18 protein-coding genes are annotated in these 24,595 nt (G+C 38.8%); 7 read left to right on the top strand and 11 right to left on the bottom strand.

Annotated features, from left to right (window positions below):
* Positions 1-94 precede the first annotated feature (94 nt).
* Positions 95-736 (bottom strand): LON peptidase substrate-binding domain-containing protein, encoded by a 642-nt coding sequence (locus Q360_RS0119600; protein ID WP_027078605.1) that lies wholly within the window; start codon positions 734-736, stop codon positions 95-97.
* Between the two features lie 246 nt (positions 737-982).
* Here Q360_RS0119600 and lysA point away from each other — a divergent pair, with 246 nt between their 5' ends.
* Both lysA and Q360_RS0119590 read left to right on the top strand, forming a co-directional pair.
* Complete coding sequence (gene lysA, locus Q360_RS0119595; RefSeq protein WP_027078604.1) at positions 983-2,221, top strand: diaminopimelate decarboxylase; 1,239 nt, start codon at positions 983-985, stop codon at positions 2,219-2,221.
* 59 nt (positions 2,222-2,280) lie between these two features.
* Positions 2,281-2,811 (top strand): thioredoxin family protein, encoded by a 531-nt coding sequence (locus tag Q360_RS0119590; RefSeq protein ID WP_036196326.1) that lies wholly within the window; start codon positions 2,281-2,283, stop codon positions 2,809-2,811.
* A 93-nt stretch (positions 2,812-2,904) separates the two neighbouring features.
* Here Q360_RS0119590 and guaB read toward each other — a convergent pair whose 3' ends face one another.
* From guaB to Q360_RS0119555, 7 genes are all read right to left on the bottom strand, one after another.
* Positions 2,905-4,377 (bottom strand): IMP dehydrogenase, encoded by a 1,473-nt coding sequence (gene guaB, locus Q360_RS0119585; RefSeq protein WP_027078602.1) that lies wholly within the window; start codon positions 4,375-4,377, stop codon positions 2,905-2,907.
* A gap of 192 nt (positions 4,378-4,569) precedes the next feature.
* Entirely contained in the window at positions 4,570-7,041 is a 2,472-nt protein-coding gene (locus Q360_RS0119580) for a TonB-dependent receptor (RefSeq protein ID WP_027078601.1), read from the bottom strand.
* Positions 7,022-8,389, bottom strand: coding sequence for an HTTM domain-containing protein (locus Q360_RS0119575; RefSeq protein WP_027078600.1), 1,368 nt, complete (start codon positions 8,387-8,389; stop codon positions 7,022-7,024). The genes Q360_RS0119580 and Q360_RS0119575 overlap by 20 nt, the downstream gene beginning before the upstream one ends.
* 3 nt (positions 8,390-8,392) lie before the next feature.
* On the bottom strand, positions 8,393-9,520 hold the full coding sequence (locus Q360_RS0119570) for an imelysin family protein (RefSeq protein ID WP_027078599.1): 1,128 nt from the start codon (positions 9,518-9,520) through the stop codon (positions 8,393-8,395).
* 101 nt (positions 9,521-9,621) lie between these two features.
* Positions 9,622-10,950, bottom strand: a complete 1,329-nt coding sequence (locus Q360_RS0119565) for a DUF4856 domain-containing protein (RefSeq protein ID WP_027078598.1) — start codon at positions 10,948-10,950, stop codon at positions 9,622-9,624.
* 266 nt (positions 10,951-11,216) lie between these two features.
* Complete coding sequence (locus Q360_RS0119560; protein WP_027078597.1) at positions 11,217-13,004, bottom strand: ribonucleoside-diphosphate reductase subunit alpha; 1,788 nt, start codon at positions 13,002-13,004, stop codon at positions 11,217-11,219.
* Positions 13,005-14,279 (bottom strand): ribonucleotide-diphosphate reductase subunit beta, encoded by a 1,275-nt coding sequence (locus Q360_RS0119555; protein ID WP_027078596.1) that lies wholly within the window; start codon positions 14,277-14,279, stop codon positions 13,005-13,007.
* A gap of 279 nt (positions 14,280-14,558) precedes the next feature.
* On the opposite strand from Q360_RS0119555, the gene Q360_RS25980 reads away from it, so the two are divergent.
* Positions 14,559-14,723, top strand: a complete 165-nt coding sequence (locus tag Q360_RS25980; protein ID WP_156950186.1) for a hypothetical protein — start codon at positions 14,559-14,561, stop codon at positions 14,721-14,723.
* 263 nt (positions 14,724-14,986) lie between these two features.
* Here Q360_RS25980 and Q360_RS0119545 read toward each other — a convergent pair whose 3' ends face one another.
* The 3 genes from Q360_RS0119545 to Q360_RS0119535 all read right to left on the bottom strand — a co-directional run bounded on the left by Q360_RS0119545 (position 14,987) and on the right by Q360_RS0119535 (position 18,971).
* The gene (locus Q360_RS0119545) at positions 14,987-15,493 is read right to left on the bottom strand and encodes a ferritin (RefSeq protein WP_027078595.1); all 507 of its coding nucleotides are present in this window, start codon (positions 15,491-15,493) and stop codon (positions 14,987-14,989) included.
* A 490-nt stretch (positions 15,494-15,983) separates the two neighbouring features.
* On the bottom strand, positions 15,984-16,859 hold the full coding sequence (locus Q360_RS0119540) for an IPT/TIG domain-containing protein (protein ID WP_084273506.1): 876 nt from the start codon (positions 16,857-16,859) through the stop codon (positions 15,984-15,986).
* A 12-nt stretch (positions 16,860-16,871) separates the two neighbouring features.
* Complete coding sequence (locus Q360_RS0119535) at positions 16,872-18,971, bottom strand: TonB-dependent receptor plug domain-containing protein (protein ID WP_027078593.1); 2,100 nt, start codon at positions 18,969-18,971, stop codon at positions 16,872-16,874.
* Positions 18,972-19,076: 105 nt separating this feature from the next.
* Between Q360_RS0119535 and Q360_RS0119530 the strand changes: the two genes are divergently transcribed.
* The 4 genes from Q360_RS0119530 to Q360_RS0119515 all read left to right on the top strand — a co-directional run bounded on the left by Q360_RS0119530 (position 19,077) and on the right by Q360_RS0119515 (position 24,550).
* On the top strand, positions 19,077-20,012 hold the full coding sequence (locus tag Q360_RS0119530) for a DUF6607 family protein (RefSeq protein WP_027078592.1): 936 nt from the start codon (positions 19,077-19,079) through the stop codon (positions 20,010-20,012).
* 4 nt (positions 20,013-20,016) lie between these two features.
* Positions 20,017-21,510 carry an ankyrin repeat domain-containing protein gene (locus Q360_RS0119525; RefSeq protein WP_027078591.1) on the top strand — a complete coding sequence of 498 codons (1,494 nt, stop codon included), beginning with the start codon at positions 20,017-20,019 and terminating at the stop codon, positions 21,508-21,510.
* A gap of 118 nt (positions 21,511-21,628) precedes the next feature.
* Positions 21,629-22,120, top strand: a complete 492-nt coding sequence (locus tag Q360_RS0119520) for a DUF2271 domain-containing protein (protein WP_027078590.1) — start codon at positions 21,629-21,631, stop codon at positions 22,118-22,120.
* 234 nt (positions 22,121-22,354) lie between these two features.
* Positions 22,355-24,550: a PepSY domain-containing protein gene (locus Q360_RS0119515; RefSeq protein WP_027078589.1), complete on the top strand. Its 2,196-nt coding sequence runs from the start codon at positions 22,355-22,357 to the stop codon at positions 24,548-24,550.
* The last annotated feature ends 45 nt before the right edge of the window (positions 24,551-24,595 follow it).

The raw sequence follows: 24,595 nt of genomic DNA, 5'->3' as shown, positions 1-24,595 counted from the left end.
TTTATTAGTTCTACAAAAATAGGAAACAAGGGGTAATAATCGAAAAATTAAAAAGAATAATTAATGGTTTCAATGTATTCAGCACGCCAGACTCCTACTCTATTTCCATATCCTTAAAATCCAATGGATCAAAATTCTTAAAATGGCCGTTTAACTCTATAGTCCTTCTCGTTCTTTCCACTTCGCTCAACACGCCAATTGTCGTTATTAAATGGTCATTAATAAAAGCGAGACGGTCCATTTCTTTAGGGATTTGCAACAAGGCGTATTCCTGTTCAAAAGACAATCCCATTTTATGCGCCAAAGTAAAACTATTGAACTTCGCCACACTCGCTTCAGAAAAGGGGACTTCCATAATAGCATAAAGGTCTCTTAACTTACTTAAAACTTTAGCTTTGAAGGCTTCATCGGCTTTGTAATCATATGCCAACAACGCTACAACACCACCAGAATATAATTTATCTGCCAATTGTTTTTCAAACGATACTAATTTAAAAACCTGTCGTGCTACGCATACCACATCCATCTCACCACTTTCATAGCTAGTTACTAGCTCTACGAGCTGTACCTCCACGCCATATTGCATTCCATCATTAATATAAACCGGGATACCAAAGGTTATGGCCTCCTCCTTACAATCATTAATCAATTGTTTGTAACGTGGTTCAAAAATATGAAGGGGCACCGTTTCACCTGGAAAAAATATAGACTGTAATGGAAATAAAGGTAATTTCATTTAAGTAAATTTGCGTAATTAACTGGTTAACAAACACCTGTTTAAATCGCACGTGTTGTGTTTGGGCTTCGTGTGCTACTTTTAAATTTTCATTATTTAAAGTTACAACCGGCAGTACTACAACACAAGAAAAGTTGAATTTATAAATTGTTATAAATGTCACTTTTTGTTATATTAATAATTTTAATGTAATTTTTTTTGTACAAACCAGCATAGTACTCTAGCTTTGCTAAAAAGCATACGAATATGAGGAACACGGATTTATTAAGAATAGCAAAAACGTACGGAGACCCCGTTTATGTTTATGATTCCGCTACCATAATTTCACAGTTTAATAGACTTACCAAAGCATTCAGCTCCGTAAAAAGCCTTAAATTAAATTATGCAGCCAAAGCACTTTCCAACATAACTGTTTTGAAGCTCATGAATAGCTTGGGAAGCGGCTTGGATACCGTTTCTATACAAGAGGTACAACTTGGACTTTTGGCAGGCTTTAATCCGGAATCTATCATTTTCACCCCTAATGGAGTCTCTTTAGAGGAAATAGAAGCAGCAGCAAAATTGGGTGTTCGCATAAATATCGATAACCTTTCTATTTTGGAGCAATTTGGTAGCAAACATCCGAATATTCCGGTATGCATCCGCATCAACCCTCATGTGATGGCAGGTGGAAATTCTAATATTTCCGTGGGCCATATCGATTCAAAATTTGGCATTAGCATTCATCAAATACCGCATTTATTGCGTATTGTAGAGCTTACCCATATGAATATCAACGGTATTCACATGCATACGGGCAGTGATATTTTAGATATTGATGTCTTCTTATATGCATCCGAAATACTATTCGAAACGGCTAAAAATTTTAAAAATCTAGATTTTATTGATTTTGGTAGTGGATTTAAAGTCCCTTACAAAGAAGGAGATATTGAAACCAATATAGAAGAGCTAGGAAAAAAATTAAGTTCCCGGTTTAATGAATTTTGCGCGGCTTATGGTAGGGAATTGACCTTGGCTTTTGAACCAGGTAAATTTCTAGTGAGTGAAGCCGGATTTTTTTTGGCTAAAGTGAACGTTGTAAAACAAACCACCTCTACAGTCTTTGCTAGTATCGACTCCGGTTTCAACCATTTGATACGTCCCATGCTATACGGCTCTAGTCATGAAATTGAGAACATATCCAACCCTGATGGTCGCGAACGTTATTACTCTGTAGTTGGGTATATCTGCGAGACAGATACCTTTGCTAGTAATCGAAGAGTAAACGAAATTACGGAAGGGGATATTTTAAGCTTTAAGAACGCTGGCGCCTACTGCTTTACTATGGCTAGTAATTATAATTCTAGATTTAGACCCCCAGAAGTACTTTGGCACGAAGGAAAAGCAATCTTAATAAGAGAACGTGAGACGTTTGACGATTTGGTCAAAAACCAAGTGGACACCAAAGGCCTTTTTGGAATAAAGGAAACAGCTAACGTAAAATAAACTCGGCGAAAATTCGTTAGCTTTGGTATACTATTTGGACTAATCATGCAAAGCATACCATGAAAACGAACACCTCTCCCCTTAAAAACATATACCTAACAGGCATCTTGACCCTTTTTACTATAGTCAGTTTTGCCCAAGAAGTACAATGGGTTTCCTTTTCAGAAGCCGTTGAATTGGCTTCCACGGATAAAAACCCTAAAAAAGTATTTATTGATGTCTATACAGATTGGTGCGGGTGGTGCAAGAAAATGGATAAGGATACCTTTCAAAACGCAGCGGTGGCCCAATATATGGAAGACAATTTTTATATGGTAAAAATGGATGGAGAAGGTAAAGAACCTATCGATTTTAAAGGAAAGACCTATACATTTATTGCATCTGGCAGAAAAGGATATCATGAACTTGCTGCAGCACTAATGCAGGGTAAACTGAGTTATCCCACTACTATTTTTCTTGATGAAGAAATGAATATGCTCTCTCCTGTTCCTGGCTACCAAAAACCGGAACCGTTTTTGAATATCGCCAAGTATTTTGGAGATAATATCTACAAGGACAAGGATTGGAAAACGTATGCAGGTGCAAAATAACCTAGCTTTTTAGTATAAAACAACGCACATAAAAAATCCTAGCAACTTTATATTACTAGGATTTTTTAGGTGATACCTATATTATGCTTTAACTTATCTACTATAGTTAGGCGACTCTTTTGTTATTGTAACATCATGTGGGTGACTTTCATTGATACCACTAGCCGTAATTTTAATGAACCGTCCCGTTTCCTTTAAGGTCTCAATATCTTTAGCACCACAATAGCCCATTCCTGCTCTAATACCACCCACAAATTGATGGATACTCTCAAACAAATCTCCTTTATAAGGAACACGACCTACAATACCCTCGGGGACAAGTTTTTTAATATCGTCCTCAACATCTTGAAAATATCGGTCTTTTGAACCTTCTTTCATGGCTTCAACAGAACCCATACCTCGGTAAGACTTAAATTTTCTACCTTCATAGATAATCGTCTCTCCGGGCGATTCTTTTGTTCCTGCTAAAAGAGAACCCAACATAACCGTATCGGCACCAGCAGCAATAGCTTTAGGGATATCACCGGTATATCTTATCCCTCCATCTGCAATAACAGGAACTCCGGAACCTTTTATGGCTGCAGCTACTTCCAAAACCGCCGAAAACTGAGGAAATCCAACTCCAGCAACTACCCGGGTTGTACATATAGAACCTGGACCAATACCAACTTTTACAGCATCCGCCCCTGCGTCTACTAAATATTTTGCCGCCTCGCCCGTAGCTATATTACCAACGACAACATCTAAATTAGGAAAGCGTTTTTTTACTTCTTTCAAAACAGTAACCACACCTTTAGTATGGCCATGTGCCGTATCAATAACAACAGCATCCACACCCGCATTTACTAATGCAGCAGCCCTGTCTACTGCATCGGGTGTAACACCTATTGCGGCAGCAACACGCAGCCGACCGTACTGATCTTTGTTAGCGCTTGGTTTTTGGGTCAATTTTGTAATATCCCTGAAAGTAATAAGCCCAACGAGCTTATTTTCACCATCAACAACTGGGAGTTTTTCAATCTTATGTTCCTGAAGAATATCCTCTGCTTCTGCGAGTGAGGTTCCTACTGCGGCCGTGACCAAATTTTCCGAAGTCATAACTTCAGAGATAGGCCTATCATTATTCTTTTCAAAACGTAAGTCCCTATTCGTAACGATACCAATAAGTTTTCCGGCAGCGTCAACTATGGGGATTCCACCAATACTATGCTCCTTCATGTTAGCTTTAGCATCACTTACTTTAGAATCCAACGGCATGGTCACGGGATCTAAAATCATTCCGCTTTCTGCACGTTTTACTTTTCTGACCTTAATGGCTTGTTGCTCAATGGTCATATTCTTATGAAGCACACCAATACCACCTTCCTGAGCAATGGCTATAGCCATCCTACTTTCAGTTACCGTATCCATGGCCGCCGAAACGATAGGAACATTGATGGTAATATTACGTGTGAATTTGGATTTTATACTAACTTCTCTAGGTAGAACTTCTGAATAAGCGGGGACTAAAAGTACGTCGTCGTAGGTAAGACCTTCTCCGAGAATTTTGTTTAGGTGAGCTTCCATGCAATTAAGGATTTAATTGCGTGCAAATATAGTGAATATTATTGGTTTGTACTTAATAGACATGAGACCGTCCCAAGTACTTGGGACTATTAGACATGAGCGATAATACTATGACACTACATTTTGAAGCATAGCGCCTATAACTAGATGGTTACTTGCTAAAAATCGTGATTAAAAATACAAGCCAGAAGTTTACAACTTAAACTGAAGTGTGGTATAAAAAGTTCGAGGTTCAGCTGGGATAATCCCTGGTCCAGGATATCCTGTAGCCCTACGGGTAAAGTAACTATTATCTAGGAAGTTGTTGATACCCGCTTCCAACTTCCATTTTTTATAGGAATAGGACAGTGAAAAATCCAAAATAGCATAGGCTGGTATTGTCCCTTCTATACCCCTTTGGTTGTCATTTATATCCTGTGGTGCATTGGTCGCATCTGTAAACTGTGTGGAGAGGTACGTATATTGTAGACTTCCCAATAGGTCCCCATAGCCAAAATTCATACCTGTTTTTAGGTTTACATCAGGGATAAACTCCACTTGATTCCCTTCTACACCGGTCTCTTCGGAAGAGAGGTATTCCGATTGGGTCAGTGCCAAATTCATGAAGTAATTTATTTTTAGTTTCTCTATCGCAGGAAAGAACGTTTCCTTAATGCTCCAGTTTCCAAAACTTTCCAAACCGTACATAAAGGCAGTTCCAATATTACCGCGGAAACGAACGACTCGGCCCGTTTCTACGAGTTCGCCTGCGGCATTGGTGCGCGTTTCGGTTTTTAAAACCTCTCCCAAGCGGTTGTCGTACAGCAGACCAAATACGCTAACATCATAGGAAAGAGCATCATTAAACCTTCCCCTCGCGCCAATATCTGCCGTAAAACCGTCTTCGTCGGAAATATTCTCATCTACCTGAAAAGAAGGATTCACCACCCTAATATCACTAAAAGTAACCGACCTATAGTTCTGAGAAAAATTCCCATAAAGTTCTACGCTTGGGGCAACTTTATACGTAGCACCCAAGCCCATCAATAAAAAGGTACGATCAAAGGTTCTATTATCGGATATATCCTCATTCAATAATGGGTTACCTGCCAGGTCAAGCACAATATTTTTATAGCTTCCAATACTTTCGGTTTTTATATGCTCTAGCCGGAAACCAGGTGTAAGCGTTAATTTTGGTGTTATATTAAAAATGTTTTCCCCAAAAAATGCAAAATTAAAATTCGGTAAATTGAACTGTGACTGGCGCTCATAATTGGGAAAATCAGTATCCGAAAAGTTAAAATCCGCATTATCCGAAACGGACCCAGGTCCTTGCCGCTGATCATTGTTCGTCTTATATAGTTTTGAACCTAACAATAATGCAGATTCGCTATCCCATAACGTATATCGCGTTAATACCCGAGCCTCCGCTCCCCAGTTTTTGAAATTATCCACGAGTAGTTCCCGTGGTTCCGAAGTATCATCTGGTTGCGAGACCCGATTAGTTCTAAAGCCCACAGCACTTCTTGATGCATCCAGACCAAAGATATTCAGGCTAAAATCGGTTTTGGATGAAAATTGATGATCTAAACGCAGCGAGTACAGCTTCCAATCCACATCAAACCAATTTCTTTCCCTATTGCTAAACGTAGGGTCGGATATGAACTGCGCATCCGTTAGTCCGCCCGGTTGCTTGGCCAAGTAGTTCAAAAACGTAGTTTCCAGTGTGAGCTTTGTTTTATCGCTTACCTGATACCCCACATGGGCAAAGTAATTCCTACTATTAAAATTAGAATTAGGCCTAAATCCATTTCCCTCCTTATAATTTAAATAGGTGTAGTAACTGATTTTTCCAACCGTTCCGCTAAGGCTATTAAAACTTGTGCGCAAATCAAAAGAACCTACTGATTGCCTACTAACCCATGCTATTTTTTTATCGGACTCGGGCTTTTTGAACTTAAAATTAACCAAGCCACCAAACTGTGTTCCATACTGCAAGGACGCCGCTCCTCGAATGACCTGAATTTCTTCCAACGCCTCTGCCGGTGGTGTGTAGTAACTTTCAGGATAACCCAAAACATCTGCGCTAATATCATAGCCGTTCTGGCGTGTATTAAAATTAGCCGTTCGATTGGGGTCCAGTCCCCTACCCCCAATATTTAACTGTAATCCTGCATCACCATTATCATAAATATTTAATCCTACAACCTGACTGTAAATCTGTCTGGGATTATTGGCTGCTAAGTTTCCAGTAATTCCGTCCAAAAGGACTACTTCGGTCTTTTTTCCTGCATAAATAGCGGTGCCTTCCACCTTTTTCAATTGCTTTAAGGCAAAGACCTCTTGCTTTTTTTGCATTAACACGACCTCAGACAGTTTTTCTGCCTGTATTTTTTCTAATTGAATAGTAAAAGTAAAAGCAGTGTCGAACAAAAGCTCCTTTTCTAACACCTCATATTCGTAGGCGAAGGCGACCACGGTGTATTTACCTCCCGGTATGTTATCAAACGAGAAGCGCCCATTATCATCCGTCGTTTCCAAACGCTGTACTTGTTTCAGATATACTTCCGCATAGGATATAGGAACGCCCTGAGTATCGGTTACCATGCCTGAAATGCTTATTTGACCCCATACTGGAAACGCTAATAGTAATAGGACAATACAACTAAATTCCTTTAATCTCATCTTTAAATGGAGTAATCCAATGTTTAGGTTCAAATGATTCCTTTTCTTGCACCAAATCTACTTTGGGATCTATAAACGTAGTACTCAACCTACCGTTTAGGCTAACTTGGCAATCTACGTACACCTGTATTTGTTTATGACCATCTTCCTCAAAATGTTCTTTTAGAAAATGGGCGTATTCCAATATAAAATCTGATTGAAATGCCATTTGTTTTTCTTGTATAGGTGTCAGAAAATCAGAATTATCAACATAGAACCACCTCCCTGTTTCGCCATTCACCACTTTAAATTGCGCGTAGCCAGATTTCTCCATCAACATGACGCGCCATGAAAATCGATACCCTTCCTCTGTCCAAAAAAGTTCTCCCGGATATAGAAGGTATCTAAAAGGCAGCACCAACTGAAGGATAAAAAATAAGCTCACTAGCGTGTATTTAAACTTAGGCAGAAGACCATGACCAAAACTGAATTGTCTTTGATTATCAAATCGAGTTTTAGTGATGCGAAACAATTTTGAAATACCGTTGGCTATTTTATGATGCAAAGCTGCATCAAAAAATATAAGGGTAGAAATAATCATAATATACGGGAACATGCCTATAGGAAACAACACGCGGGTAAGTACATGAAAAACCACCACGAGCACAAAAGCAAAGGGTCTCGTTTTTCGATACAACAAAAGAAAGGGAATAGCCAAATCATACATAGCACCCGACCAGCTAAAAGCATATTGCACCCATTCTTGGCTTACCAAATCTCCTAAAAGAGGAATATCGAACTTAGACGGTAGCCATATTTTTAGCGGCATGGCCTTAATCAACCAATCAGAATTTAATTTCGCCAAACCAGCATAAAAATAAACGACACCCAATAATAACTTAATACAGTTGATGGTCCAAGCGGGTACGTATTGATTGGCCTTTTTTGGATTTCGTGTTGCATCAACAGAAAAATAGGTGCTAGCCGGTAGAAAAATCATAACGAAGCTCAGAACACTAATAAAGTAATAATGGTTCAAATAGGTGGTCTTATCCATGAGTTCTATGTACGTAAAACTCAGAAAAAAAACAATAATCGCTATTGTATAGCGATAACCAATTGCCACAAAAATAGCCGATACGGCACAAATAAAAAAGATAAGATAGGTAAACTCACCCAAAGGCTTTATCCATTCAAACCCATAATAGGAAAAAAAATAGGTGGGCTGGACATATAATTTATCTATCCACCCATAGCTCCAAAAACGAATCATGCTGCCTAACATCATCACACCAAATAAAATGCGAAAGACCGCCAAAGGGGCGGCCTCCACAGGAGCGTTTATATACTCTTTCAGAAATTTCTTCATGACTTAATCGCCATCGGCATCTACATAATCAATACTAATACTCATGGCAGAAACCATATCTACTTTTAATAAAACTACAGCTTTCTGAACTTCGTCATAGGCCAACAACATCTCTGTTGGTAGCGAACTATTCTCAATTTCCGACCTAAAAGATGCTAAACCGGCAACCATTTCCCGTGCCGTATTAAATTGAGTATTAATTATGTTATTGAGGTCTTCTCCATTTTTGACGGTATTCAACGCATCTAAATAAGATGCCAAACTCTCTCCCGTAGTACTGCTACCAAAATGTTTTCCATTGAAAAAATCCTGAACAGCGCTAAGCCCTTCCAAAAAAAGCTCGTTTGAAGTTCCCTGTTGGTAATAGGCTTCTACATTTTGGGGAAGTGTGGTGCCTGAAAATACTCCTAAAGGAATTCCCATTTTACCTGCTCTTAGAAACTTCTCGTAGTAAAAAATATAGTCATTCGCGAGTCTATCTACAGAAGCTGTAGCAGAAGCACCGTCATTCGCTACAAATACATCACGATAAGAGGTTTTCCACTCTGTGATAACATTATTTGTTAATGTGGTCATTTCAGTAAGCACAACTTCAACATATGTAAAGGTGGCATCCTTATCAGTATCGTTATACTTTGCAACAATAGCCTCATCGTCAGCTCCTATGCCATTAATAAAGTAATCTAGTGCAGGAAATCCTTTTGCATCTCTATTGGAAGACAATGAAAGGTCGTACGTACCTGATACAATATATCCCGTTATCTTTTCACTGTCTGTCGGGTAAATATTCATATTTAACCGAAACCCAAGGGTTTCCGCAGGGCCAATTTCGAACATGGAAACACGTTGCCACATTTTATAGGCCGACAACCACGAAGCTCTAAACGCTATAAGGTTTGTAGTACTCGCATCTGTTTTGAAGGTGTCGAATGACGTATTAAGCGCATCCAGTTCTAAAGAAAAAGCATCATATGAAGGAATTATAATGTTATCCGCCCAATTGGTTAACATCGTACTTCTTTCGAAGGTTGCTTTTAGACCAGCACTAGGTTCAGGCTCGACGCCTTCATTATCTGACGAACATGCCCCAATTAAGGTCAGAAAAACTATACATAGCAATATCTTTTTCATTTTCTTATTTTTATTTGTTCCAATTTAATACAAAAATAAAAAAAAGCAACCTAAAACCCAGTAGGTATAGGCTGCTTTTTGTCAACTTGTCTCAACTTTTTTTATTCCGAGGCCGCTTCTAGCGTAAATTCGAATCCTGCTGCAATGTCAGTTGCTATAGATTCCAATGTGGACGCTTTCACATCCCATAGTCCGTCGTCTCCGTCACCCATTAATTTATCCAAAAATGCATCTACTTCAGCTTTCGTAAAATAGGGATCTGTTGAATTTGGTTTTCTTGTAAACTGCAAACTATAAATAAAGCCATACCCTTCTGATATATCATGAAACGCACCACCAAAATCAGGAGTTTCTTGATCAATACTGCTCTTCGCCGTTTGTAAGTAATAGACAGCGCGTATTCCTATAATTTCAGAAACCTTTAGTCTGATTATTTCCGCTTGCTCATCCCTAACATCGTATTGCGTTGCTACAATGGCTGCTCTCCCCAATTTAAACGCTTGGAAAATTTCATCGGCAATTCCGGTAAAACTATCATCTCCTTCGACCCTAAGAATGTACTTATTCAAGAAACTATCCGCTCCTAAGTCGGCATTCGGGTCTGCTTTATCTGCATTTAAGCCATACACATAACCGTAAGCTTCATCCCATTTATGCTCCATTGTGGTGTATGCTTTACCTTCGGCTACAGTTCCTGCATCGTTATCTTCCGTGTTAGAACCAGCATCCAAAACTGCAGGACTTAAGTAGCCATTCAGCGTTTGATCTGTAACCATTGCACCAATCAGCCCCTTAGTCCACAACTGATTGTATTCTAAACCTAAGGCACTTACGTAACGTGTAGAGGAACCGTCAGGAATTTGTCCGGCAACGCCTGGTGTGGCTGTGACCCCCCAGTTAGGGAAAACTTCATCAACTTGAGCTGCAAGATAACCATCAAAATCCGCACGTATTTCTGCTTGACCCAAAGCATTCGAAGCAAAGAAATCTATGGAAGCAGCGGTCTTACTGCGCATGTTCTTACCCGAAGTATTAAGTTCAGTATCCTCAAAATCCATTGCCCCTTCCTCATGTGTAAACATTGCAGCTAACTCTGCTTTTGTCTTCGTCGTGGTTTTAAATGCTGAGATTATTTCATCCCCCATTTGCAATCTTGTGGTTTGACCGCCAAAACTAACGGTATTATCTGCGCCTCTTAAAAAACTATAGGTTGCAGGATTTTCTATTTCAGGCTCTTCTGGTTCAGGATCTACTGCAGTTTCACAGGGGCTACAAGAACCTCCGCAATCTACACCTGTTTCATCTCCATTCTGTACGTTATCAGTGCAGTTAGGGGCTATAGCGACGACTGTCGGCGGCGCATCATCCGATTCACACGAAGTAAAAATTAGTCCTGAAAGCGCCATTAAAGTAAATAGTAATTTTTTCATTTGATCTCTTCTTTTTATTTGGATTGATTTTAAATAGAGCACAAAACTAAAAAACTAGAATGAACTACACAAGCTTATTCATATTTAATATAAATAAACTTAAGAGCTTACCAGTTGTTAAAATAGCCTCCTTAGATACTATATATCCAAACAAAAAACGACCTCCTATAATGGAGGTCGTTTTACTAAATTTAATTTGGTTAAGGTTTTATCAAGGCTTTTCATCCACTGACAAAAACAGCATTGGATATCAACTAATTAGGGACTTAGGCCTCACAACTTGCGCAGTCTTTCCTCTGCTTAAACTTCTGAGCTGCATTCATGCTATGTTGATAGTAAAGTGATTTTAAGCCCAACTTCCATGCAGTAACATGAATTTTATTTATTTCCTTGACAGGCATATCAGGATGTACAATGATGTTTACCGACTGTCCTTGATCAATATGGTTCTGGCGGTTTGCCGCTTGGTAGATAATATCTAATTGGTCTATTTCTGAATAGGTCTTGAATACTTCTTTTTCTAAATCTGACAAGAACTCTAAATGCTGTACAGATCCATCTCGCTCACGGATACTTCGCCAAACCTCAGTACTATTCTTACCTTTTTCCTCCAATAATTCTACTAAGAAAGGATTCTTAATCGTTGTTTTTATCTTCGCAATATCCTTTACATATATATTGGACCAGATAGGCTCTATGCCTTGTGAAACCTGTCCAAGAATAAATGCTGAAGATGTGGTTGGTGCAATAGCGTTCAACGTTGTATTGCGTCTTCCGTAGCCTTTAAGCACTTCTGGTTCTCCAAATTTCTGTGCTAATTCCTCAGATGCCTTATAACTTCTTTCTTTGATTTCTTTAAAAATTTCCGTATTCAAATTATACGCTTCCTGGCTATTAAAAGGTAATTTTCTAGACTGTAATAACGAGTGCCATCCCAAAACCCCGAGACCCAATGCTCTGTTTTCCTTTGCAAAATTATAGGCACGTTCCATAAACAGGAATGTTTGCCGATCTTCTCGGCTTTCAGAATCTCTGTAAGACTCTAACTTTTCAAGAAATTCTGTAATTACAGCATCCAAGAAACAAACCATCGTTTCTACAGCATCAGTATTTTTCCATTTATCATAATGCAATAAATTTACAGAAGAAAGTACACAAACAAAAGACCAATCGTCATTAGAAGGTAACATAATCTCTGTACACAGGTTACTTGCGTAAATTGGCATATCCTTATCTTGATACACATCTGCGGCTCCGTTATTAGCGTTGTCTTTAAAGAAGATATAGGGATAGCCCATTTCTCCCCTACGTTGCAATACTTTAGCCCAGATAGCCCGCTTTTTAGCATCACCATCTACCATCTCTTGCATCCATTCATTGGTAACTGTTACACCGTGGGTAAGTTCCTGTATAGGATTTCCTTCCGTACCAATTTCCAAGAATTCCATTATATCCTCGTGCTCTACCGGAAGGTATGGAGAAAAGCGTCCGCGCCTAACAGAACCTTGGCTCACCACATCTACCATAGATTCAAAAAGCTGCATAATATGCACAGCTCCTGAGGCTTGACCATTATTTTTAACGTCTGCACCACGATGTCTTATTTTTCCGAAGTACCCTGAAGTTCCCCCACCCAATTTAGACATCATGCCTACTTCTGATTGGGTGTATAATATATTACCCATATCATCCGCTATGTGCGATCCAAAACAGCTAATAGGCAATCCTCTTTCCTTACCAAAATTAGACCATACCGGAGAAGCCAAAGAATAAAACCCTTCGGACATATAGCCATAGAATTTATCGGAAAAACCAGGTATTCCCAAGATATGCTCAGCCCTGTCGGCTATTTCTCTTATGCGATGCTCAGCGGTAACCCCATCGGTTAAGTAACCGGAGTCTAAAAAATTACGGCTGTGCTCCGTTAACCATTCAAAGCCAGGTTCTGTCTTAGCTTTGTGGTTTTCCAGTGCTTCCTTCCTAGCATTTACTAGACTTTCGCCTTCTTTAATTGTTTCTGTTTTGTTGTCGTGGATACTCTTTAGTTCGTTCATTTAAAAAAGGTCGTCGCTGGTTATACTTTGTGTTCTTTTACTATAGTTGATAGAGCGTTTTACGAAAAAATCTCCGTGTTTGGTGCCGATTATCTCATCATCGAACCACTCTGTTTCGGCCAATAAAGATTCATCCACTTCGAAAATTTTATCTATTCCAATACTCTCTAGCGAATTATTGAATCGGTTCTTAATGAATTCATTTACCACGGCCTTAGGTAGGAAGTCAAGTTCCCCTTTCTCAAAAATCCAATCTACTATTGTGCTTTCAGAGGCAAACGCCTCTTCACACATTGCCTTAACCTTAGCATGATGTTCCCCATCGAACCAATCTGGATTCTCGTCTTTGATAATTCTGATTAAATCAATACCAAAATCTCCATGGATTTGTTCTTCTTTAGAAGTAGCTTCTACAACATTCGAAATTCCTTTAAGCATATTTTTATGCTTATTGAAAGCCATAATAATCAAGAATTGAGAGAACAGAGAAACATGCTCAATGAAAAGAGAGAACAATAAAACTGATTCCGAATACTCTTTATTATCATCACTTTTTGCATTCTTCAATGCTGTTTCTAAATACTGAACCCTTTTCATCATCACGGGCTTTTTCTTTAACAGCTTAAATTCTTCGTTTAACCCAAGAATTTCCAATAAATGTGAATATGCATCGGCATGTCTTACTTCACTTTCTGCGAAAGTAGAACCAACGGACCCAACTTCTGGTTTTGGCATTTTATGATAGATATCTCCCCAGAAACCCTTTACTGCAACTTCTATTTGAGAAATGGCCAACATGGTGTTTTTGATGGCGCTTTGCTCAGCTTCTGTTAGGCGCGTTTTAAAATCTTGTATATCACTTGTAAAATTAAATTCGGTGTGTATCCAATAAGAATGTCTTATGGCAGGCACGTATTCGTACAACTGAGGATATTCATAAGGCTTGAGGTTAATACGTTTCTCAAAAATGTTTGACTTGCGCTTTAACGTTTGTTCGTTTCGGTAGATAATGTATGCTTTGGCAACATCAAAAAATCCACCTTCCATCAACTTGGTTTCCACAAAATCTTGAACGGACTCCACGGTAGGTACGTACGTTTCATCAATACGTTTACGCTCTAAAAGTGAAGCACTTACATTCTCGGATATACGTTCCGCATCCCCCAGATTTCCATGTTCAACGGCAGTCATGGCCTTTAAAATAGCATTTGTTATCTTGTGTAACTGAAAGGGCTTTTTGGTAGAATCCCTCTTGATGAGATGGGTGATTTGCATAGTACGTTAAAAGAATTAAAAGTGATATGAATTAGCTCTATGTAAAGATCAAGATTTATTCGCTTTACTTTTCCTTAACATCATTTAGGTTTTCCACATCTTATTAACATATAATATCCCTTAGGGTAAACACTGCTAAAATGCTAGTATAAATATGATTACAAAAAAATAAAAGCACTACCCACTGTTCAGGGGCTTAACGATTGAATTATTATTAACAAGTAATGAGAGAATTAGTCCAATATTCTTCTTCTCCTTTTGTTAAAATAGCACTAAAAATTGGCATGGAAAATTACCAAAAAAGCTTTGGAGTTAAAAATACATCCCATATTAAGAGCGGATAATGTAGAAAATAAAACAGACGCAATAGGACCAAAATTATTCTTTAATAGATACTACTATTATGATATCGGAAAACTAAAAAAACAACAACGTGGGTACTAAATGGAGAGTTAAATTAGAAAACAAATCTTAAAGCTTAGGGCAGCGTTTACAATTTGACTTCCCCTTTTTCTTATACTTATTACAACATTTTTTCTTCTTACTATCAGAAGCACAACCATCACAATCTGATGAAACAATGATAAAAGGACGAATACGTAGTGTTGGATTCATTATTCCTATTGGGTTTAAAAAGCTACTAAAATTATATAAAAAAAGATTCTAAAATCAGAATCTTTTTAAAATTATCGAAGTTTGAACACCGCTTATGCTTCTACATCATCCGAAATAGCAATGGTATTTATATCGCGATCAAACATATAGTGACCAGACTTATCATCCCCAATTATATTCAATTTATCCAATAAAGTACGTGCTACAGCTTCCTCTTCCAACTGCTCTGTAACATACCATTGCATAAAGTTATGTACGTTATAATCCTTCTTATTCAAACACTCATAAATCACGTGATTAATCTGCTCAGTTACGAACATTTCGCTTTTTAAGAAATCGGCAAAAAGCTCACTCAAGGATTCAAACGAAGCCTTTGGTTTTTCCAAAGCTGGTATTACTACGCTCCCACCACGTTCATTAACAAATTTTATCAATTTGATCATATGTACGCGTTCCTCTTCTGATTGACTGTAAAAAAATTGAGCAATACCGTTATATCCCTTGGTATCTGCCCAACTTGCCATAGCCATATAATGCATAGAGGCACTGGCCTCATATTTTATCTGATCGTTTAAAAGGGCTTCTATAGACGTGTTCATCCTAATTTTATTTTTAACAAAGATAGCTAGGTTTTAATTCTGTTTACAAGTCAGTCATGGGGACTTAAGGTTTCATCTTGAATTTGTCCAAGGTGGTATCCATATTCAAAATGAACTGCGTACCCTTATTAAGTGCTCCATGTTCTCTAAGATAGGTTTGTCTTTTTTTAAACAAATACCTATTAAAAGATTAAAGCACCACGTTTTTATACAAGGAGACCCTTTGCAGTCTTTACCATCAAAGGCCTTGTAAAATTTACGAATAATATCCAACAATTGTTTTAAGTCGTTCTACGACATAAATAACCCGATCGTAGCAACCACCAACTGCCTATTTAAATCTGGACCTATAATTATTTCTATAAGATAAATTACAACATAATTTTTTCTGTAACTGAGTTTCATAAAACCTATTCTAGAATTTAAAAAAAAACCGAACATGCCCTAGCATGTCCGGTTTTTTAACTAACTCAACTTGCACTACCTATTTTTACTGTAGCGAAATCTTACCCTCATTTGGGTTATAAACATAGTTAAACGTATAGTATCTTGATGGACTCGCAAAAGCATCGGGATTGGCGGGAGCATCTTGGTAGTAGCTCAATATCTCCACTTTAGCCACTTTATCATCATGCGTTCGGAATACCAAAATTTTTCCAGGAATAGGCGTCACCAAATTGGTCATGAAATTATAATTGTACCAGCCGTTGTCACTTCCTGTGGGTATTGCAAAAGCTGCATCAGCATCTTGGATAAAAGATATGCCTTCGGTAGAAAGCACTTCGGTAAATATTCCATCCACTATACCCGCGGCAGCATTTCCATTACGCTCTGGCTCCTCACTTGTTCCCGTTAACGCTCCCCCATTAACGGCAATGGTTGTTCCTCTAAAAGCAATATCCCATTCGGTATCGCTATCGGTTACCGCACCGGTCTCAAAGCTAAATTTAGCAAAGGGTCCTCCAATAGGTTGGCCCTGACCACCGGTTTGAGGAGCAAAAATATTCTCAGCTTTAGCATTTATTAAGTCGGATAAGACCGTAAAATCAGTGGATGTCATTTTTTCATTACCATCTACATTAACGCTAACCGCTCCGCTAACCGCACCTTGAGGAACAGTTGCTACAATCTGGGTACTACTCAACGAAATTATAGTTGCTATCGCCCCTCCAACAGTGAGTTCGACTTGAGAGGTCTCCGTTGGGAAATCGGTTCCCGTCACGGTAATCTCAGTACCCACAGTAGCAGATTCTGGCGAAATAGTAGTAACTGTAAAATTCTTGGATGTGTCTTCGTCATCGTCGCTGCAAGAGACGAAGGCGAACAGAGCAAATAATAAGGTAAAGATTTTAAGTGTTGTTTTCATACTAATTTAGATTTAAAATTTAATGTTTAAACGTGTAAAAAATTGTGTTCCCGGGTTTACAAGAACCTCTTCATCTTGCGCTGCCAAAGGGTTTTGCCCTTTAAAGTCCAAAAGGTTATTCGCCCCGAACTGTAATTGATAATTCTTATAAAAAGTCTTCCCAAACGCAAAATTCACCAATGCATATCCAGCTACAAACGAATTATCCAGAATATCCAAGAGGTCGTTGCCGTTACGATCGGTTAAACCAAACCTACTCCGGTACACCACGCGTAGATTGGCATTTGCATCCCATTTGGGAATTTCATAAAACATCTTGAAGTTGATGGTATGCCTAGAGCGGTTTTCCAATCCAAAATAGTCGCTTCGAGCAAGTCTTATCGTTTCCAAAGTTTCCGGATTGCGACCAAAAACGGTACCAGCCTCCAAAGCTTCCTCCTTATCCTTGTCAAAAGCATATAGCAACTGATAGCCAGCTCCGAAATCTAAATTTTCTAATAGGCGGTACTTTATATCTAACTCCACACCTTGGGTATAGACACTCTCTCTGTTTATGTATCCAAAGACATTTTGCCCATTGGTTTTTGCAGCTAAAATCTGCGTATCTATAAGGTTATCAAAATCATTCCTAAACAGATTGATATCCGAGGAAATCTTTCCCTTTTTATAAGAGAACCCAAAATTATAGCCTATAGAACTTTCTGCATTTAGGCGCGCTCCTAGGGTACTTTGTTCCACAACTACGTTGGCTATTTCATCAGTATCTAAAAGACGCTGTATGCCAGCGGCCTCGACTTCTTTACCAAAAACAGAATAACCTCCTCCTGCCGCATTCGTAAAGTCCAGATATAGCTGCCTAAAATCAGGAGCTTTAAAGCCACTACCTACGGATACCTTTAAAGCAAAACTTTCATTAAAATTATAACGTGCCGATAGTTTGGGACTTAATTGAGAATTATATTCACTGTGGTTATCAAAACGTGCACCGGCAATAATGTTTAGATTTTCAAGTGGCTTAAAATCATACTGAACGAATAAATATTGCGAATCAAACGTTACTTGTTCTGCAAAAAGGGATCGGTCTAACGTTTCAAAATTATAACCACCACCTAGCGTCATCGTATTGTTCTCACTATAGCTGTGATTATAGCGAATCTCCGGCCTAAACAATTGTTGATTGAAATCATTGGCTAACAATAGGTCATTATTTACAGGGTCTAAGATTTTCTCATCGGTTATATAACTGGTATAATATAACTCGTATTGCCAATTGGTCTTGCTGGAAGGATTATGATCTATACGCAGATGCACATTGGCATCCCTTTCCTCACTAGTGCTTGGCATAACATCAAACTCTTGGGAAAAATAGCGCCCAGAGGCAAATATTTTTAATTTTTCAGTTGCATCAAAAAACAAGCGCCCATTGAACGTATAGTTAAAAAATGGGTTCACAGTCTGTCCATTGTCACCGTCAGCAAGATCGTACCCATCCGTACTCAATCTGTCCGCAAAAAAAGAATATCCAAATTTATCCCTGCGTTGGCTGACACTGACATTAGAATTTTGATTGTTGAAGGTTGCAGCCCTATGTCCAAATTGACCTGTTATGTTTTCAGAGCTTGGTTTTTCTGTTATAATATTAATGACCCCACCAAGTGCCTCGGACCCGAAAAGACTTGAAGAAGGACCTTTAACCACCTCTATCTGTTTAATATTTCCAACCGCAAACCGACTTAAATCCAAATTACCTGAACTACGCCCCACGACAGGAACACCATCAATAAGAATAAGCACATAATCAGAGGCAATACCTTGTATCTGTACTCCTTCTCCACCACCAATAGTAGCGTCTGGCGTCATAACTATGCCTGTTTGCTCATTTAAAATTTCATTTAAGCGAGTTACACCTGTCCTGTCTATCTGTTTTTTTGAAATCAAAGTAACCGGTAATGGCACGGAAGAAAGCTGCCGAACGGTACGGGTAGCAGTGACAATGACCTCATCTAAATCTTGGGTGCGCATAGAATCTTTAAGCCCCTGTGTTTCCTGACTAAAGGTCACGAGTCCTGCAAAGGATAAAAACAACAAGATTAAATCCTTATTAAGACTCATTCTTTATAAAATTTTCACAAATATATATATTATTCTTATTCAATCTAAATTAAATTTATATTTTTGACGAAGAAACTTTACAGACCCTTTTAAATATCTTTTGAAATGAAAAAAACAATTTTATCCGTAGTAATTTTTGCTGCTTTTAGTTTTCAGGGCTTTGCACAAATAGACAAACAAGAACAGGATGCGGAGGCCATAAAAGAAATGTGTGGCTGCTATACAGTTACTTATAATTTCGCCGAAACCTTCAACTATAGTAATGATACTTTATACAAACCCTCAAAATATAAAGTCGCTAAAGCCTTGGAATGGGCAGGACTGGTTTCTGATGAAAATGGTAAAATCGTTATTCAACACATCCTGCAAGTAGGTAACCCTGCACAACCAATGATTGTTAAGCATTGGCGCCAAGATTGGTTGTACGAAAACACCGATTTATATACTTACAATGGAGACAACCATTGGAAATACGAAAAAAGACAACCTAATGAAGTGGCTGGACAATGGACGCAAAAAGTATTTCAGGTAGATGACAGTCCCCGCTACGAAGGCACGGCCAGTTGGGTGCATGTAGACGGGAAAAGTTACTGGGAAAATACAACGCCCGCCCCATTACCTAGAAGAGAATACACGACCAGGGGAGATTATAATATTACCATGCGCGGAAACCGCCACGAGATTACCGATAATGGCTGGGTACACGATCAGGATAATGCCAAAATCATTAGAAAAGAAAACGAGGAAGACATTGTTCTGGCCATGGAAAAAGGATACAACACCTACGTAAAAGTACCCGATGCCCGTTGCCAAGCGGCTGCGGACTGGTTTACCAAAGAACATGACAAATGGGTTACCGTACGCTCCAAATGGGATGAAGTTTTCGCTAGAGATACCGATTTGGTACTAAAAGAAAAAGTAGACAACAAAGTGTTGTACAAGCATCTCTTTGAAGATAACATTCAAAAGGAAAAAGAAATCACTGACATCATTGAATCCTTTGTAAAAACTACTGATGCAGACAATTCTAAAAGCAAATAATATAATGAAAACATCATATCTATTTTTGATACTTGTAATGCTGTTCTCTTTTTCTGTAGTATCGGCACAGGAGAATATTTTTCTTGATCGGACGTATTGGAAGGCTAATCCATCCATAGAAAAAATTGAAAAGGACATCGCTACTGGTAACGATATTACCGAACTGAACAGCTATATGTTCGATGCCGTTTGTTATGCATTGATGGAAAAAACAGACAATGCAACCATAAAACATCTTTTGGAAAAAAAAGGAAACCAAGTCGATAAGCTTACACACGACGGAAGAACCTATATTTTCTGGGCAGCATACCGAGACAATCTAGAAATAATGCAATATCTCGTAGACAATGGAGCCAAGGCCAATATTAAGGATAGTCACGGAAATAGTGTAATCAATTTTGCGGCACGAGCTGGACGAACGAATACCAAACTCTATGATTTTCTTCTCGCCCATGATGCGGATATCAACGATACCACCAACAGTGGAGCACATGCTATTTTATTAGTAGCACCATCGGTTACAGCGTATAAAACTTTTAAATATTTCAACAAAAAAGGTCTTGCTTTAAAAAGTACTGATAACGACGGTAATGGGCTCTTTCATTATACTGCACGTGGTGGAGATGTTGGTATGCTTAAGAAATTGATTACCAAAGGATTGCCTTATAAAACGTTGAACAAAAAAGGAGGCAACGCTATCCTTATGGCTAGTGAAGGCGTTGACAAATTCCAAAATGGAATTATAACCTTCGAATATTTAGAAGGCTTGGGGTTAAAGCCTAACATTACCGACAGTGATGGAAGAAACCCATTACATAACATCGCTCACAAAAGCAACGACCTTTCCATTTTTAATTATTTTATTGAAAAGGGGGTTGCTGCAAATGAACAAGATAAAGGTGGGAATTCCCCTTTTATGAATGCCGCTAACAGTAACGAGTTAAAAATAGTCGCACTCTTATCAAAAAACGTAAAGGATTTCAACTTAAAAAATGAAAACGGACGTTCAGCGCTTGCCATGGCCGTGAACCGAAACAGTCCTGAAGTAGTAGAATTTCTATTAAAAAAGGGTGGGGACATCAACACAAAAGATAAAAAAGGGAACACCTTGGCCTATTATTTACTAAATACCTACAATTCCAAAAAACCGGACATATTTGAAGCCAAGCTGAGCATGTTACAAGAAAACGGGTTGACAATGAAGGAGTTACAAAACGGTAAAAACACCTTGTACCATTTGGCAGTAGCGGAGAATAATCTGAATCTATTAAAGCGTTTGGAGGAGTTCAAATTGGACATCAATGTCAAAAATAGCGACGGCAACTCCGCTCTACATTTGGCCGCCATGAAGGCAGAGGACGATTCCATTTTAAGATACCTGATAGAAAAAGGCGCAGACAAAACCGCCAAGACTGATTTTGAGGAATCTGTTTACGATTTGGCGAACGAGAATGAACTTTTAGCGAAACATAAGGTGGCGTTGGAGTTTTTAAAATAATAGCAGAAGTACATCTTACCAAATGTGAGAGATTACAGTTAAATGTTGAAATTTGCGTTTTTGTTCGCGTAAAATTTCAAGTTATGGGACCTACCCCTTTCCTTTTAAAATATTAAAAATGAAGAATAAGATTAAGAAAATAATTGTTTTAAGTGTCGTACTATGCAGTACCGTAGGTTTTTTACAGCCTACAGAAACCGTTAACTATAAGTGTATGATACAGTTGACGAACTACAGCGGGGAGGGCGCTTATATTGTTGTGTCTTTATTGAATGCGGATGGGGAATACGAGGACACCCTATATGTACAAGGCGATGACAATGAATGGTACCGTGATATAGAGGATTGGTGGAAAAACGTCTACGGCATACGAAGACCTGAACTAGATGCTGTTACAGGTGCAACGGTTTCTGGAGGCGAACGTAGCACGACGGTATTAAAAATTCCTTTGGCCAAGATTAATAAAGGATATAGCATACGATTCGAATCGGCCGTGGAGGATCAAGAATACTATACGTCTGATTTGGAATTTGAGGTGACCACAGAGAACCTTAAAGCTAAAAAAGAAGGGAACGGTTTTATTCGGTATGTGCGGATGATTGCGCAATGATTAGACGGCAGACGGTAGACGGTAGACGGTAGACGGTAGACGGTAGACGGTAGACGGTAGAAAAAATATTTTCTCAAACCGCGAAAACTCATAAACCTATAAAAAAATTTAACCTCATAACTCTGAACTGATTACTGCTAACTTTTTTACACTTGAACCCTCCAAAGGCTGACAGGCTTGAGCTAGTTTTTGTATTTGACTTTTGTATTTAAACTTGACACTTGAACTTAAAAAATGACCATCTCAATATGGAGGTATAGTCATCTTACGCTGGCTATCTCTTCTTCGTTATTTTTGATTATCGCATCGCTTACAGGCATCATTTTAGCCTTTGCTCCTATGCAAAGCGCGTTAAAGCATTACGCGCCCGTTAATCTTGCGGAAGTAAGACTATCAGAAACTTTTGAGGCGCTAGAAACCTCCTATAACGAAGTGCTTTCCTTAGAGGTTGATGCGGATGATTTTTTGGTCGCTTCGGTAGTGACCAAAAAAGGTGATAGCGAGATTATTTACATCCATCCTAAAACAGCAAAAAAACTAGGAACACCGGAAACCCAAGCAGCGCTATTTCAATGGACCACCAATCTGCATCGCTCCCTATTCCTAAAGAGTATCGGTCGATTTTTTGTAGGCTTGATTTCCTTTTTACTATGTTTAATGGCGGTTACGGGATTGCTGTTAATCATCAAACGCCAAGGTGGACTAACAAAGCTATTCTCAAAGGTACAGAAAGACTATCCGGAACTGCGCTATCATGTGCTTTTAGGCAGGTGGTTTTTCGTACCTATCATTCTCGTCGCTGCCACCGGAGTCTATCTTTCCGCAGAACAATTTTCCTTGCTTCCTAAAACATCGGTTACCCATGAACTAATAGCACCCGAAACGAGGGTGGATATGACCATTAAACCTTCGAAACTTGAACTTTTTCAAAATATCAAGCTAAGTAACGTCAGGAAAATAAATTTCCCATTTTCAGCGGTGCCAGAGGATTATTTTGAGGTTTCCCTTAAGGACAAAGAACTTTATGTGCACCAGTATACAGGCGAAATTCTAAGTGAAGTCTTCTACCCCTTTACCACCCTCGCCAACCGATGGAGCTTAGCGATACATACTGGACAAGGCTCAATACTATGGTCCATAGTATTGCTATTGGCAAGTATTTCCATGCTCTACTTTATCTATTCAGGATTTGTAATGTGGCGAAAACGTATGAAAGGAACAAAATCCGTCACCCGACAGACGGAAAAAGACGAGGCCAGCCATATTATTCTGGTAGGCTCGGAAACGGGCAGCACGTTTCAATTCGCATATCGCTTGGCAAAGGGACTTATTACGGCTGGGAAATCAGTTTATGTATCGGAACTCAATACGTATTCAACCTACAAAAAAGCGGAGCAGCTGATTATTCTAACAGCGACTTATGGCGAAGGCGAGGCCACAACGAATGCTCGAAATTTCGAAAAACTGTTTAAAAGTATACAACCCATTCGTGATTTAAGTTATTCCGTGGTGGGCTTTGGTTCCTTGCTCTACCCAGATTATTGCTCGTTTGCAATAACCGTGGATGAGCTACTCAAAAAAAATAGCCATTTTCAGGAATTGCTTCCGCTTTATAAAATCAATAATCAAGATGAACGCGCGGTTGCGGATTGGACAAAAAAATGGAGCAAGCATACGGGCGTTTCCCTTCGGTTAAAAAGTTTACCCATCAAAAAAAAATCCGTAAAAATGAAATTCTTTACGGTCGTGGAACGCACCATCCTAAACGAAGACGACACCTTTTTAGTACGGTTACGCCCAAAAAGTCAGGTTCGTTTTCAATCGGGAGATTTGGCGGGTATCATTCCCGATGACGGAATAGAACGCCTATATTCTATAGCTAAAATTGACAATGACCTATTGTTGAGTGTAAAAAAACACAAATTTGGAGTCTGTTCGCCTTTGTTGAGCACTCTAGAACTCCATGCACCCATAGCGCTGCATATAAAAAAGAATACCGAGTTCCATTTTCCAAAAGACGAAAAACCCGTTATTTTTATTGCCAACGGCACTGGAATAGCACCCTTTTTAGGAATGTTACACGAAAACAAAAATGAAAATCCGGTTCACTTTTTCTTGGGATTACGTACTAAAAAATCATTGAAACTTTACGAAGAAATACTATCTGAGGTAAGTAAAAAAAATAAATTGACCAGCCTGCATGTCGCCTATTCGCGCGAAGAGAAAAACCAATATGTTCAGTACTTGGTTCAGGAAAACGAAAGCCTAATTTCAAAAACCCTGCAAGTGGGCGGAAGCATTTATATCTGCGGTTCGTTGGCCATGCAAAATGCGGTGTTGGACGTACTGAATACCATTTCAAAAGCCCATCTAAACAAACCTTTAAGCGAATTTGAAGGCACGGAACAATTGAAGATGGATTGTTATTGAGTTCGCTACAGTTTATTCCAACCATAACAGTTTAACGTAGGACGA

This window comes from Maribacter antarcticus DSM 21422 (assembly GCF_000621125.1).
GTDB lineage: Bacteria > Bacteroidota > Bacteroidia > Flavobacteriales > Flavobacteriaceae > Maribacter > Maribacter antarcticus.
The sequence above is the reverse complement of the archived record's forward strand: the minus strand, read 5'-3'. Positions and strand labels throughout refer to the sequence as shown.

Bases quoted from the DNA above. Each gene is read 5' to 3' on its own strand.
- Q360_RS0119560 (WP_027078597.1), bottom strand. From the start codon at position 13,004: ATGAACGAACTAAAGAGTATCCACGACAACAAAACAGAAACAATTAAA.
- Q360_RS0119540 (WP_084273506.1), bottom strand. From the start codon at position 16,859: ATGAAAACAACACTTAAAATCTTTACCTTATTATTTGCTCTGTTCGCC.
- Q360_RS0119590 (WP_036196326.1), top strand. From the start codon at position 2,281: ATGAAAACGAACACCTCTCCCCTTAAAAACATATACCTAACAGGCATC.
- Q360_RS0119545 (WP_027078595.1), bottom strand. From the start codon at position 15,493: ATGAACACGTCTATAGAAGCCCTTTTAAACGATCAGATAAAATATGAG.
- Q360_RS0119565 (WP_027078598.1), bottom strand. From the start codon at position 10,950: ATGAAAAAATTACTATTTACTTTAATGGCGCTTTCAGGACTAATTTTT.
- Q360_RS0119520 (WP_027078590.1), top strand. From the start codon at position 21,629: ATGAAGAATAAGATTAAGAAAATAATTGTTTTAAGTGTCGTACTATGC.
- Q360_RS0119600 (WP_027078605.1), bottom strand. From the start codon at position 736: ATGAAATTACCTTTATTTCCATTACAGTCTATATTTTTTCCAGGTGAA.
- Q360_RS0119580 (WP_027078601.1), bottom strand. From the start codon at position 7,041: ATGAGATTAAAGGAATTTAGTTGTATTGTCCTATTACTATTAGCGTTT.
- lysA (WP_027078604.1), top strand. From the start codon at position 983: ATGAGGAACACGGATTTATTAAGAATAGCAAAAACGTACGGAGACCCC.
- Q360_RS0119535 (WP_027078593.1), bottom strand. From the start codon at position 18,971: ATGAGTCTTAATAAGGATTTAATCTTGTTGTTTTTATCCTTTGCAGGA.
- Q360_RS0119575 (WP_027078600.1), bottom strand. From the start codon at position 8,389: ATGAAGAAATTTCTGAAAGAGTATATAAACGCTCCTGTGGAGGCCGCC.
- Q360_RS0119515 (WP_027078589.1), top strand. From the start codon at position 22,355: ATGACCATCTCAATATGGAGGTATAGTCATCTTACGCTGGCTATCTCT.
- Q360_RS0119525 (WP_027078591.1), top strand. From the start codon at position 20,017: ATGAAAACATCATATCTATTTTTGATACTTGTAATGCTGTTCTCTTTT.
- Q360_RS0119555 (WP_027078596.1), bottom strand. From the start codon at position 14,279: ATGCAAATCACCCATCTCATCAAGAGGGATTCTACCAAAAAGCCCTTT.
- Q360_RS0119530 (WP_027078592.1), top strand. From the start codon at position 19,077: ATGAAAAAAACAATTTTATCCGTAGTAATTTTTGCTGCTTTTAGTTTT.
- Q360_RS0119570 (WP_027078599.1), bottom strand. From the start codon at position 9,520: ATGAAAAAGATATTGCTATGTATAGTTTTTCTGACCTTAATTGGGGCA.
- guaB (WP_027078602.1), bottom strand. From the start codon at position 4,377: ATGGAAGCTCACCTAAACAAAATTCTCGGAGAAGGTCTTACCTACGAC.